The following is a 12,351-nucleotide window of genomic DNA, read 5'->3' on the forward strand; positions in this document are numbered from 1 at the left end:
CTCGTAAACCAATGCCTGCAACCCCTACTTCCTAAGTCAAGCAAATTATTCCGGACAGCAGTGCGCGCAGGCGGGAACCCAAGTTTTCACGCGTCGCCGCGAAGGCGTGCGCTTGTGGCTGCGCCATGTACTCAGGTCCCGCTTACGCGCGAACGACGTTCATGGTTGCGTAGCTGTCATTGAAGCTATGGGTTCTATCTGCATGGGAACGGCGTTTTTTTTCGCATAAGAATTTATTCAGGAGACAATGGTGAGCTACAACGCCCCGCTGAAAGACATGCAGTTCGTGCTGACCGAACTGGCGAATCTGGCCGAGATCAACGCGCTGCCCGGCTGTGAAGACGCCACGCCGGACACCGTCGAAGCCGTGCTGGAAGAGAACGCGAAGTTCTGCCGCGACGTGATCGCGCCGCTGAACCACGCGGGCGACAAGGATCCGAGCTACTGGAAAGACGGCGCCGTCACCACGACCAAGGGTTTCCGCGAAGCGTTCAAGGCCTACGCCGACGCCGGCTGGCAGGGCGTGCAGCACCCGCAAGACTTCGGCGGGCAGGGCTTGCCCAAGCTCGTGGCCACGCCGTGCATGGAAATGCTGCACGGCGCCAACCTGGCATTCGCCCTGGTAGCACTGCTGTCCGACGGCGCCATCGAGGCCTTGCTCACCGCCGGCTCGGACGCGCAAAAGGCGCGTTTCCTCGAGCCGCTCGTGTCGGGCAAGTGGACCGGCACCATGAACCTGACCGAGCCGCAAGCCGGCTCGGACCTGGCGGCAGTACGCACCCGCGCCGAGCCGCAGGGCGACGGCACCTATAAAATCTTCGGCACCAAGATCTTCATCACGTATGGCGATCACGACATGACCGAGAACATCGTGCACCTGGTGCTGGCCCGCACGCCGGACGCGCCGCCGGGCGTGAAAGGCATCTCGCTGTTCATCGTGCCCAAGTTCATGATCAATGACGATGGAACACTTGGCGCGCGCAATGACGTGGCCTGCGTTTCGATCGAGCACAAGCTGGGCATCAAGGCCAGCCCGACCGCGGTGCTGCAGTTCGGCGACAACGGCGGCGCCATCGGCACGCTGGTCGGCGAAGAAAACCGTGGCCTGGAATACATGTTCATCATGATGAACGCGGCGCGCTTCGGCGTGGGCATGCAGGGCGTCGGCCTGGCCGAGCACGCCTACCAGGGCGCGGTGGCGTTTGCCAAGGACCGCATCCAGTCGCGCGACGTGGCCGGCTCGAGCGGTCCGGTGGCGATCATCCATCACCCGGACGTGCGCCGCATGCTGATGTCGATGCGTTCGCAGACGGAAGCCGCACGCGCGCTGGCGTATGTCGGCGCGGCGCTGTCCGACCTGGCCCATCACCATCCGGATGAAGCGACGCGCACGACGAACCTGGCGGTGTACGAGTACCTGGTGCCGATCATCAAGGGCTGGTCGACCGAGATGAGCGAGCAGGTCGCGCGCGACGGCGTGCAAGTGCACGGCGGCATGGGCTTCATCGAAGAGACAGGCGCAGCGCAACATTACCGCGACGCCAAGATCCTGACCATTTATGAAGGCACGACGGCAATCCAGGCCAATGACCTGGTGGGCCGCAAGACGGTGCGCGATGGCGGCGCCGTGGCCAAGGCGCTGATCGCGCAGATTCGGGATGTCGAACGCCAGTTGGGCGACGTGCAGGGGGCCGCGCAGGGCAGCGATTTCGCGGCGATCGCGCAGCGCCTGCAAGAAGGCAGCGCGGCGCTGGAGCACGTGGTCGAGTATGTGGTGGCCAACGTCAAGACCGACGTGCGGGCAGTGTTTGCCGGCAGCGTTACGTACCTGAAGCTGGCTGGCATCGTGCTGGGCGGCTGGCAGATGGCGCGCGCGGCGCTGGCGGCGCAGAAACGGCTCGATGCAGGGGAGGGTGATGCCGCCTTCTACCGCGCCAAGATCGGCACGGCGCGTTTCTTTGCCGACCACATCCTGTCGCAGGCGCCGGGCTTGCGCACGTCGATCGTCGATGGCGCAGCGGGGGTGCTGGCGCTGGATGTCGAGCAGTTCTGATGTGTGTTGCGGTCTTCATGCGCCGCGTGAACTTAAGTTTCGCCGGCTAGCGGCCTAAAAACCGCTCTTCGAAGAACGTTCGGGCCACGCAAGAGAATGAACATTCTGTGACTTCACTTGGATTCCCGCCTACGCGGGAATGACGTGCATAGTTTGCGTATGAATATTCCGGACAGCAGTGCGCGGAGGCGGGAACCCAAGTCCGCCGGCCAGCCGCGCAGTCTCAACCATACGCGCCGCCCGTATAGAGCACATCGGTCAACCGCGCCATGGTCCCGATCAGCACGATCGCTGCGACCAGCATCGTCACCACCAGCAGCAACACCAGCACCCAGTTCGACTGTGACTGGCGCCCGCTGTGCGGATTGTGTTTCGCATCCCACTTTTCATCGGGCGTGAGGCCAATCACCAGCGCCTCGACAAAGCCGGCAATGAACGACACCAGGAGCGGCAGCATCATATAGAAAGGATGCGGCTTGACTGCATACACCAGGATGCCGGTGATCGGCAGGCTGCACACGTGCATCAGGCCGAGGCGGTCAACCGCGCCCCGCAGGTAAAAGCGGTGCAGTCCCAGTCCGCCGCCCACCAGGGCGAGCAGGGTGGCGACAGTCTTGTTCTTGTGCGCAGCAGCCATGGATGTTGTCAATCGTTCAGGAAAGCCAAAGTATCGTCGAGATTGGCGTGAATGGCACGCTTTCGGCGCTTGACTGCAGATTAGAGGTTGATCGCGAGGATGGCCGGTAGCGGTATGGCGCGAAATCGGCGATAATGGTTGATTCTCCTGGGACTGCGCGCCCTGTTGTCATTAACGCTTGCTGCTGTTCGGTGTCGCGCGCTATAATCGTCGACTTTCTCCGTCCAGAACAACTTTTTCGGAAATATTATGGTCGTTATTCGTTTGGCTCGTGGTGGCGCAAAAAAGCGTCCGTTCTTCAATATCGTTGCAACTGATTCGCGCAATCGTCGCGATGGCCGTTTCATCGAGCGCATTGGTTTCTACAACCCAATGGCGTCCGGCGCTGAAGTCAGCCTGCGTATCGCTGCTGACCGTCTGGCTCACTGGGAAGGCGTTGGCGCGCAACTGTCGCCAACCGTCGCTCGCCTGGTCGCCCAGCAAAAGCCAGCTGCTTAATTCATTTTAAGCAAGGTAGTCAGGTTTGAACGATTCAGCAGCACGCAACGTGGATACGGGGACTTCGGTTCCCGATGATCTGGCCGAAGTGGGGTATGTGTCCGGTGCTTATGGCATTGTCGGTGGCATTCGTGTCACCCCGCACTCCGCTGACGCCGATGCGCTGCTGAACGTGAAAACCTGGTGGGTCAGCAAGCCGACACTGCACGCCGTCACCGTGCGTAGTGCAAAACTGCATGGCGGCGACGTTGTCGCCACGCTGGTCGGCCTGCAAGGCCGCGATGCTGCCGAGGCGCTCAAGGGCGCGACGGTCCAGATCGCACGCAGCGCGTTTCCCGCGCTGGAAGAAGATGAGTATTACTGGTCCGATCTGATCGGGCTTGACGTGGTCAACCTGCAGGGCGAAGCCCTGGGCAAGGTGGCCGACATGATGAGCAACGGCGCGCAATCGATTTTGCGCATCGTGCCAGTGGCCGATCCGTCCGCCGAGGTCGCGGCGCCCGAGCGCCTCGTGCCGTTCGTCGACCAGTTCGTCAAGACTGTCAGCCTCGATCAAAAACTGATTACCCTGGATTGGGGTCTCGATTTTTGAACCCGTCCACGTGGGCTTGAGATCCGATGCAATTTGACGTCGTGAGCTTGTTCCCGGAAATGTTTGCAGCATTGACGCAGTCCGGGGTGACCCGCCGTGCGTTCGAGCAGCAACGCTGGGGCTTGCATCTCTGGAATCCACGCGATTTCACGCAAGACCGTCACCGCACCGTCGACGACCGCCCGTATGGCGGTGGTCCCGGTATGGTGATGATGGCCCGGCCGCTCGAAGCGACCATCAATGCCGCGAAGCAGCGTCAGGCCGACCTCGGTCTGCCGGCGCCGCGCGTGGTGTTCATGTCGCCGCAAGGCAAGCCCTTGAGCCATGCCCGCGCGATGGCACTGAAGGACGAGCCTGGTCTCGTCATCCTGTGCGGTCGCTACGAGGCGGTGGATCAGCGTTTGCTCGACCGCTGCGTTGATGAGGAAATTTCTCTCGGCGACTTCGTGCTGTCGGGCGGCGAATTGCCGGCGATGGCCTTGATGGACGCCGTGGTACGCCTGATTCCCGGCGTGCTCGGCGACGATGCCTCGGCCGTCGAAGACAGTTTCGTCAACGGCCTGCTCGACTCGCCGCACTATACGCGGCCTGACGTGTACGAAGACGTACCGGTGCCGCCAGTCCTGATGGGCGGTAACCACGCCGAAATCGTCAAGTGGCGCCGCCAGCGCATGCTGGAAGCGACCGCGGCGAAGCGGCCCGATCTGCTGGATGTGGCGCGCGCCGCTGGCCAGCTGACCAAGAAGGACGAACAGTTTCTGGCAGGGTTGGTCAAACCTGCAAAGTAAAAGAATATGCGTTGCAAGACGCATGCAAAAGCGGGCACGTTGCCCGTTGTTCAACCCCATCCTCTACTGGGCGAAGGTAGCGCCGGCAAGATGGTTTATGGAGTCATAAAAATGAATCTGATTCAACAACTCGAGCAAGAAGAAATTGCGCGCCTCGGCCGCAAGATCCCTGATTTCGCACCTGGCGATACCGTTATCGTCAGCGTCAACGTCGTCGAAGGCAACCGCAAGCGCGCCCAGGCATACGAAGGCGTCGTGATTTCGCGTCGTAACCGTGGCCTGAACTCGAACTTCATCGTTCGCAAGATCTCGTCCGGCGAAGGCGTCGAGCGTACGTTCCAACTCTACTCGCCGCTGATCGCTTCGATCGAAGTCAAGCGTCGTGGCGATGTGCGTCGTGCGAAGCTGTACTACCTGCGTGAGCGTTCGGGCAAATCGGCGCGTATCAAAGAAAAACTGCCACAGCGTCGCGTCAAAGCAGCGCCAGCAGCTGCAGCTGAGTAATAGCTCTCGTGCGCAAGCACTTTTGCTAATAAAAAGGCATCCGCGAGGATGCCTTTTTTAATATTGGCAGCGTTTATTGAAAGAACGTTATTTTGGCCAAACTCGTGATCGACCCCACCCAGTTGCCCGTGATGAGCCTGGCCGGCGAAGCCGCCGTCGCGCCCGCGCGCCTGAGCCCGGCCGCGCTGCGCGCGCGCTTTGCACAAACGCTGGCATGGGAGCCAGAAATCTCGAGCGACACCGACAGCCGCCTGGCCGCGCCGTTTCGCCGCGCCGCCGTGCTGATTCCGCTGGTCGAGCGCCCGGAAGGCGTGACGGTCTTGCTCACGCGCCGCACCGACCATCTCACCAGCCATGCCGGCCAGGTGAGCTTTCCCGGTGGCCGCTCCGAAGAATTCGATTCGTCGCCCATTGAAACGGCGCTGCGTGAGACCGAAGAAGAAATCGGCCTGTCGCGTCACCGCATCGAGATCATCGGCGTGCTGCCCGACTACGCCACCGTCAGCGCCTACCGCGTCACGCCGGTCGTGGCCCTGGTCGCGCCGCCGTTCACCTTGCGAATCGATCCGGGCGAAGTGGCCGAAGCGTTCGAGGTGCCGCTGGCCTGGCTGATGAATGGCCAGCATCACCAGCGGCGCGCAATCGATCTGCCGCACGGCGGCAGCCGGTCGTTTTACACGATGCCCTACGAGGGATATTTCGTGTGGGGCGCGACGGCCGCCATGCTGCGCAACCTCTTTCATTTCCTGCGGGCGTAAAACTTTCTTACAGGCCGAATTTGATTCTGGCGTACTTCTCCGCTATCGTAACGGGGCAGTCGTGTTGCCATAACAAAAAAGGGTTCCTGAATGACATTCTTTTCCATCCTCTGCGCGCTGCTCATCGAGCAACTGAAACCGCTGCGCGCGGACAACCAGGTGTACGGCGCCATCAAGGCGCTGGCGATTCGCATCGAAACCTGGTTCAACGCCGGCGAGCAGACCAATGGCCGCATGGGGTGGTTCCTGATGATGGGCGCACTGATGCTGCCCACCTGGCTCGTCTACTGGGTGTTCATGCATTACAACCTGGTGTTCCTGGCCTTCGCCTGGAATGTGCTGATCGTCTACCTGACGATGGGCTTTCGCCATTACAGCCATTTCTTTACCTCGATCCAGTTCGCGCTCAATGCCGGCGATGAACCTCGGGCGCGCGCACTGCTGGCCGAATGGACCCGCCTCGACACGGTTGGCATGGACAGCACCGAGATCACCCGCATCGCCGTCGAAAAAGCCCTGATCACCACGCACCGCAATGTGTTCGGCGTGTTCTTCTGGTTCCTGATGCCGCTGGGGCCGGCCGGCGCCGTGATGTACCGTGTATCTGAATACCTGTCGCGCGCGTGGAACGAGCCCGACCACATGCGCAACGAAGCGTTCGGCCAGTTCGCGGCCAGGGCCTTCTACTGGATCGACTGGATGCCGGTGCGCCTGACGGCGGTGGCGTTCGCGGTGGTCGGCAACTTCGAAGACGCCGTGTATGCGTGGCGCAATTTTGCCAACCGCTGGGTCGATGAAGCACGTGGCATCATTCTGTCGGCCGGCGGCGGCGCGATGGGTGTGCGCCTTGGCACGCCAAACGAAAATGCGCCACAATTGTTGCCGGCGGACGCTGCCCTGGTTGACCTGAGCGACAGCGAAACGGATATCCTGCCGGGCGAAGAACCGACGATCCGCGCACTGCAAAGCACGGTGGGCCTGGTGTGGCGTGCGGTGATCCTGTGGATGATCCTGCTGCTGTTGACCTCCAGCGTGGCGTGGCTGCGCTAGGGTGAAGCAGGGGCGCCGCCCGCGTCCTCGTCCTCAGGTCTTCTATAAGATATAATAGTGGCTTCACTTAGCCCCTCAGGACTATGACCGATCTAGCGCAGACCAAGGACGAGGAACTCTCCGGAGAATTTTTTGTCCTGGGCATCACGAACAACGGCAGACAATTTCGCCCGAGCGACTGGGCGGAGCGGCTGTGCGGCGTCCTGGCGGCGTATTGTCCCGGCACCGGCGGCCCCAATGCCCACCTGAAGTATTCGCCTTACGTCTATCCGACCCTCGTCAACGGCATCAAGGCCGTCGTGGTCAACCGCAAGCTGCAACAGATCGAACCGCTGGCCTATCATTTCGTGCGCAGTTTTGCCACCGACAACGATATGCAGATCGTCGAAGCGTGCTTCGTGCCGCTGCCTGGCGAGAAGAAGCCAGGCGCCTGAGCCTGGCCCAAGCAATTCCCTGGATGTACACCGCCGGATTTACACGGCCGGATTGATGCCGGCACTGCCTGCGCCAGTCGCTCTGGCACGTGTGCGCCGCGTCCTGTCAATCGGTCGTTCAGAGGGGCATGACGGGCCGGGCCGTCTGCTACCATTCCGGGCACAGGCAGGGCGGTTGGCGTCCTGCTCCTATAACGAGACTCCATGAATTCCAAGAACACACTGCGCGGCGTATCCGCGCACGTCGCCGCGCTTTGCCTGGCGCTGATCGCCATTGCACCAGCCGGCGCACAAGCTGCTGCCGCCGCCGCCTCGGCTGCCAGCACCCCCGGCGCGGCGCTGCCCAAGGGCGTGACCCTCGGCCCGTCGGTCGAAGGCATCACCGAATACCGCCTGGCCAATGGCCTCAAAGTCTTGCTGTTTCCGGATGCCTCGCGCCCGACCGTGACGGTCAACATGACTTACCTGGTCGGCTCGCGCCATGAGAACTACGGTGAAACGGGCATGGCGCACCTGCTCGAGCACCTGCTGTTCAAGGGTTCGCCGAAGAACCGCGACATCACCAAACAGTTCTCCGAACGGGGCATGCAGTTCAACGGCACCACGTCGCTCGACCGTACCAATTACTACGAAGTGTTCCAGGCCTCGAAAGCCAACCTCGACTGGGCACTGCAGATGGAAGCCGACCGCATGGTCAATTCGTTCGTCTCGGCCACCGACCTGGCGTCCGAGATGACCGTCGTGCGCAACGAGTTCGAAAGCGGCGAGAACCAGCCGGGCAATGTGCTGTTCAAACGCATGCAGAGCGTTGCCTACGATTGGCACAGTTATGGCCGCTCGACGATCGGCAACCGCAGCGACATCGAGAACGTGCGCATCAAGAACCTGCAAGACTTTTATCGGACCTATTATCAGCCGGATAACGCCGTGCTGCTGGTGGCCGGCCAGTTCGAGCCGACCGCCACGCTGGCCAACATCCAGCGCCTGTTCGGCACCATCCCCAAACCCAAGCGCACCTTGCCCGTGTTCTGGACCGAAGAGCCCACCCAGGACGGCGAGCGCAGCTTCGCTGTGCGGCGCCAGGGCGATGTGCAGTTCGTTGCCGTCGGCTACAAGATCCCATCCGACCTGCATCCGGATGCCGAAGCGCTGGGCTTCGCGTCGCAGATCATGGGCGATGCGCCCAACGGCCGCCTGCACAAGCTGCTGGTCGAAACCGGCAAGGCCAGCCAGGTGTTCAGCTTCGGCCAGACCGGTTTTGCGCCGGGCCTGCAATTCTTCGGCGCCGTCGTCAAGCTGGGCGAACCGATCGAGCCGGTGCGCGAGGCGCTGACCCAGGCGGTCGAGGAACTCGCCGGCAAGCCGCCGACGGGCGAGGAGCTCGAGCGCGTGCGACTGTCGTGGCTGAACTCTGTCGAGCGCAGCCTGAACGATCCGCAGCAGGTCGGGGTGGCGCTGTCCGAGCCGGTCGCCCTGGGTGACTGGCGCATGTATTTCGCCAGCCGCGAACGTGTGCGCGCCATGACGGCCGAGCAGATCGCGGCCAGCGTGGGCCGCTATTACCTGCGCACCAACCGCGTGACCGGCACCTTCATTCCCGAAGAGTCGTCGAAGCGCGCGGTGCTGCCAGTTGCGCCTGCGGTGGCGGATGTGCTCAAGGACTTCAAGCCGGCGGCATCGACCTTGGTCTCCGAGAACTTCGAGCCGACCCAGCAGAACATCATGAAGCGCACCATCCTGAGCACGGAAGGTGGCGTGAAACTGGCCCTGCTGCCGAAAAAGAATCGGGGCGAGACGGTGACTGTCGCGCTGAGCCTGCATGCCGGCGACGAAAAAAGCTTGTTCGACAAGGCTGCGGTATACGGCCTGACGATGCCGATGCTCACGCGCGGCACGACCCGCTACAGCCGCGCCGAATTGTCCGATGCGTTCGAGCGGCTCAAGATTGTCGGCGACCCGCTCGGCTTCCAGACCACGCGGGCCAATCTGCCGGAAGCGCTGAAGCTGATGGCCCATATCCTGAAAGAGCAGTCGTTCCCGCAGACCGAATTCGAACAGATGCGCCAGCAGGTACTGGTAGGCATGGAAGCGGGCCGCAACGAGCCGCAGAGCGTGGCGAGCACTGCGCTGGCCCACCACTTCAACCAATACCCGCGCGGTGACGTGCGCTATGCCGGCACGCTCGACGAAAGCCTTGCCGACATCAAGCGCATGAGCGTGGACGACATCAAGGCCTTCCACCATGACTTCTTCGGCGCCAGCCCGGCCGAGATGGCGATCGTGGGCGACTTCGATGCCAAGGCAATCGCGCCGCTGGTGAACGAGTTGTTCGGCAACTGGCGTGCCCCACGACCGTTCGCCCCGGTGCTGGACAAACACGCCGAGGTGGCGCCGATCGCCAAGGTGCTGGACACACCGGACAAGGAAAACGGCTTTTATACGGCGCGCCTGAACCTCGACCTGAACGTCGACGACGCCGATTATCCTGCGCTGATGCTGGCCAACTACATCTTTGGCGACGGCGGCCTGAAGTCGCGCCTGATGGACCGCATCCGCCAGAAGGATGGCTTGTCGTATGGCGGCGGATCGGGCATCTCGCCCGGCACGCTCGACCGCGCCGGCAACTTCTCGATCAGCGCCATCGCCGCGCCGCAAAACCTGGCCAGGCTGGACGCGGCCGTGCGCGCCGAGCTGGCGCGCGCGCTCAAGGACGGCTTCACGGCCCAGGAACTGGCCGGCGCGCGCTCGGGCCTCATGCAGCAGCGCCTGCAGACGCGCACGAACGACGCCGCGCTGGCGTCCGGCTGGACCTCGTACCTGTACCGCGACAAGACCTTCCTGTGGTCGCTGGAATTCGAGCGCAAGCTGAACGCGGTGACCTTGCCCCAGCTGAACGCCGCGTTCCGCAAGGCGATCGATCCGGCAAAAATGTCAGTGGTGATGGCTGGCGACCAATCCAAAGTCGGTGAGCCGGTCAAACCAGCAGTTGCTATGCCGTAACTACAACAGATGACTGACGTAAACGCCTCGAACTGTGACGCAGGGGGAAGCATGCGTTAAAATGTTTCCCTTCGGAATCAAAGTTTCATCCAGGGAGCATCATGAAGGGCATCAGCAAATCGCCGCCGGCAGGCGGCATGTCGTTCACCGGCAAGGTCGTCCTGGTCACCGGCGCCGCCAGCGGCATCGGTCGCGCCATCGCCCTGGCGTTCGGCCGTGCCGGCGCCAGCGTGGTCGTGGCCGACATCTCGATCGAGGGCGGTCACGCCACGGCGGGGATGATTGTGGAAAATGGCGGCAAGGCGCTGTTCGTGCAGAGTAATGTCACGCGCGCGCTTGAAGTCGAGGCGCTGGTGGAAAAAACCATCAATTACTACGGGCGCCTCGATATCGCAGTCAATAATGCCGCCGTGGAGGAAGAACACCAGCCGCTGGCCGACGCCGGTGACGAACAGTTCGACCGCATCATGAACGTCAACGTCAAGGGTGTCTGGCTGTGCATGAAATACCAGCTGCGCCAGATGCTCAAGCAGGGCGGCGGGGCGATCGTCAACATGGCGGGCGTCTCCGGCCTGGTCGGCAGCCCGAACCATGCGATCTACAGCGCCAGCAAACATGCCGTGGTCGGCCTGACCAAGAGCGCTGCCGCCGAGTATGCGCGCGACGGCGTGCGTGTCAATGTGCTGTGCCCGGCCGCCGTAAAAACGCCGATGCTGGCGCGCGCGATCGAGCGCGATCCCGCCATCGAGAAAAAGCTCAAGGCCGCCCATCCGATGGGGCGTTTCGCCGAAGCCGGCGAAGTCGCGCAAGCGGCGCTGTGGCTGTGCTCGGACATGGCCTCGTACGTGAACGGCCACGAGATGGTCATCGACGGCGGCTATACCGCTGTGTAAGCGCTGACGACGCCGCTGCCCGGGATCACTTGGGCCGCGGCTGCTGCAAATTCTGGCTGGCCACGGCCACGCGGCCAGCGCGCACCTCGCCCACGGCGATGGCCACCGCGCGCGCGACATTCCGCACTTCTTCCTGCACCGCCACATCGGCGTCGAACGTCGCGTGGCTGTCGGCATATGATTCGTAGTAGCCGATAAAACGGTTGAGCTGGCCGAAGCTGCCCGAGCTGATCAAGCCCATCCATTCCAGCCAGTCCGACAGCGAACGGCGCACGCCTTCGATGCCGGCCACGTCGCCATGCACCACGAGGCCGAACGCGCGTCCTGCCAGGTGCTTCGGATAGTCCCAGCCGTCGCGCTCGATTTGCTTGGCGAGTTCGGCTGTCTTGCCCTGTGTGGACGACGGATCGGGATTGCCCCCGTCGGCGCAGACCAGGCGGTCGATCATCTGCTTGAGCACGCCCGGCGTCTGGTACCAATAGACCGGCGTGATGATGATCACGCCATGCGCCGATACCCAGCGTTCGTAGATCTCGTTCATCCAGTCGTTGACCTGGCGCTCGGCATGGTTCGGGTAGCAGCTGCAGGGCCAGTGGCATAGCGGCATGGCAGTCGACACGCAGCCCTTGCATGGGTGGATATGGCGGTCGTAGTCGGAGTTGATGAGGCTGAGGTCGAGGATGTCGGCCTCGATGCCGTCGGCTTCGATGATCTCGCGCGCCATCTCGGCCATGCGCCAGCTTTTCGAGATTTCGCCGGGGCAGGTGCCGTCGTTGCGGGCCGACGCGTTGATGACCAGGATGCGGCTTCTGGTGTCGGGATTCTTCTGGTGCTGTTCGGCGTCCAGCAGGCGGTCGCGCGCGGCTTTCCAGTCGATTGACAGGTCGTAGTCGGGATCGGCAAAGCCGGGCCCGGCCTTGACGGTACGCGGCGCCTTGCGGCCATCCTGGTAGGCATCCCAGGCGACCGCCTCGATGGCGGCCAGTTCGTTTTCAAGCGCGTCGTAGCCGGGATCCTGGAAGGTGCGACGAAATTGCAGGTGGAATTCGTTGCGCCCCAGTTTGGCGGGCGCTTGCCCCTTGCGTACCGTCGTCATGCTTCCTCCAGAGTAGATGGAGGAATTATCCAGAAGGCAGAGCAGGGG

Annotated in this window: 12 protein-coding genes; 10 read left to right on the top strand and 2 right to left on the bottom strand. The window is 62.7% G+C overall.

Annotated elements, in window-relative coordinates; translation table 11 throughout:
* Nucleotides 1–250: 250 nt before the first annotated feature.
* Nucleotides 251–2,053: an acyl-CoA dehydrogenase gene (locus AB2N08_RS19555; protein WP_367612576.1), complete on the top strand. Its 1,803-nt coding sequence runs from the start codon at nucleotides 251–253 to the stop codon at nucleotides 2,051–2,053.
* Between the two features lie 223 nt (nucleotides 2,054–2,276).
* On the opposite strand, the gene AB2N08_RS19560 is transcribed toward AB2N08_RS19555, so the two are convergent.
* A complete protein-coding gene (locus AB2N08_RS19560; protein ID WP_367612577.1) occupies nucleotides 2,277–2,690 on the bottom strand; it encodes an NINE protein in 414 nt (137 codons plus the stop codon).
* A 249-nt stretch (nucleotides 2,691–2,939) separates the two neighbouring features.
* Here AB2N08_RS19560 and rpsP point away from each other — a divergent pair, with 249 nt between their 5' ends.
* From rpsP to AB2N08_RS19605, 9 genes are all read left to right on the top strand, one after another.
* Nucleotides 2,940–3,188 (top strand): 30S ribosomal protein S16, encoded by a 249-nt coding sequence (gene rpsP, locus AB2N08_RS19565; RefSeq protein ID WP_258836218.1) that lies wholly within the window; start codon nucleotides 2,940–2,942, stop codon nucleotides 3,186–3,188.
* A 49-nt stretch (nucleotides 3,189–3,237) separates the two neighbouring features.
* Nucleotides 3,238–3,780: a ribosome maturation factor RimM gene (gene rimM / locus AB2N08_RS19570; RefSeq protein WP_367612578.1), complete on the top strand. Its 543-nt coding sequence runs from the start codon at nucleotides 3,238–3,240 to the stop codon at nucleotides 3,778–3,780.
* Nucleotides 3,781–3,806: 26 nt separating this feature from the next.
* Entirely contained in the window at nucleotides 3,807–4,568 is a 762-nt protein-coding gene (gene trmD, locus AB2N08_RS19575; protein WP_367612579.1) for a tRNA (guanosine(37)-N1)-methyltransferase TrmD, read from the top strand.
* Nucleotides 4,569–4,679: 111 nt separating this feature from the next.
* Nucleotides 4,680–5,072, top strand: a complete 393-nt coding sequence (rplS, locus tag AB2N08_RS19580; RefSeq protein WP_367612643.1) for a 50S ribosomal protein L19 — start codon at nucleotides 4,680–4,682, stop codon at nucleotides 5,070–5,072.
* 92 nt (nucleotides 5,073–5,164) lie between these two features.
* On the top strand, nucleotides 5,165–5,830 hold the full coding sequence (locus AB2N08_RS19585) for a CoA pyrophosphatase (protein WP_367612580.1): 666 nt from the start codon (nucleotides 5,165–5,167) through the stop codon (nucleotides 5,828–5,830).
* A 90-nt stretch (nucleotides 5,831–5,920) separates the two neighbouring features.
* A complete protein-coding gene (locus AB2N08_RS19590) occupies nucleotides 5,921–6,880 on the top strand; it encodes a CobD/CbiB family protein (protein WP_367612581.1) in 960 nt (319 codons plus the stop codon).
* Between the two features lie 83 nt (nucleotides 6,881–6,963).
* Entirely contained in the window at nucleotides 6,964–7,314 is a 351-nt protein-coding gene (locus AB2N08_RS19595) for a DUF3579 domain-containing protein (RefSeq protein ID WP_367612582.1), read from the top strand.
* A 204-nt stretch (nucleotides 7,315–7,518) separates the two neighbouring features.
* A complete protein-coding gene (locus AB2N08_RS19600; protein WP_367612583.1) occupies nucleotides 7,519–10,314 on the top strand; it encodes a M16 family metallopeptidase in 2,796 nt (931 codons plus the stop codon).
* Nucleotides 10,315–10,415: 101 nt separating this feature from the next.
* Nucleotides 10,416–11,207, top strand: a complete 792-nt coding sequence (locus tag AB2N08_RS19605) for an SDR family oxidoreductase (protein ID WP_367612584.1) — start codon at nucleotides 10,416–10,418, stop codon at nucleotides 11,205–11,207.
* A gap of 25 nt (nucleotides 11,208–11,232) precedes the next feature.
* Here the strand turns inward: AB2N08_RS19605 and AB2N08_RS19610 are convergent, their stop codons facing one another.
* Entirely contained in the window at nucleotides 11,233–12,303 is a 1,071-nt protein-coding gene (locus AB2N08_RS19610; RefSeq protein ID WP_367612585.1) for a flavodoxin family protein, read from the bottom strand.
* Nucleotides 12,304–12,351: the final 48 nt, after the last annotated feature.

Source organism: Massilia aurea, from assembly GCF_040790145.1.
GTDB classification, from domain to species: Bacteria; Pseudomonadota; Gammaproteobacteria; order Burkholderiales; family Burkholderiaceae_D; genus Telluria; species Telluria aurea_C.

Coding starts and splice junctions, on each gene's coding strand:
- AB2N08_RS19560 (WP_367612577.1), bottom strand. CDS start 2,690: ATGGCTGCTGCGCACAAGAACAAGACTGTCGCCACCCTGCTCGCCCTG.
- rpsP (WP_258836218.1), top strand. CDS start 2,940: ATGGTCGTTATTCGTTTGGCTCGTGGTGGCGCAAAAAAGCGTCCGTTC.
- trmD (WP_367612579.1), top strand. CDS start 3,807: ATGCAATTTGACGTCGTGAGCTTGTTCCCGGAAATGTTTGCAGCATTG.
- rplS (WP_367612643.1), top strand. CDS start 4,680: ATGAATCTGATTCAACAACTCGAGCAAGAAGAAATTGCGCGCCTCGGC.
- AB2N08_RS19590 (WP_367612581.1), top strand. CDS start 5,921: ATGACATTCTTTTCCATCCTCTGCGCGCTGCTCATCGAGCAACTGAAA.
- AB2N08_RS19595 (WP_367612582.1), top strand. CDS start 6,964: ATGACCGATCTAGCGCAGACCAAGGACGAGGAACTCTCCGGAGAATTT.
- AB2N08_RS19600 (WP_367612583.1), top strand. CDS start 7,519: ATGAATTCCAAGAACACACTGCGCGGCGTATCCGCGCACGTCGCCGCG.
- AB2N08_RS19605 (WP_367612584.1), top strand. CDS start 10,416: ATGAAGGGCATCAGCAAATCGCCGCCGGCAGGCGGCATGTCGTTCACC.
- AB2N08_RS19610 (WP_367612585.1), bottom strand. CDS start 12,303: ATGACGACGGTACGCAAGGGGCAAGCGCCCGCCAAACTGGGGCGCAAC.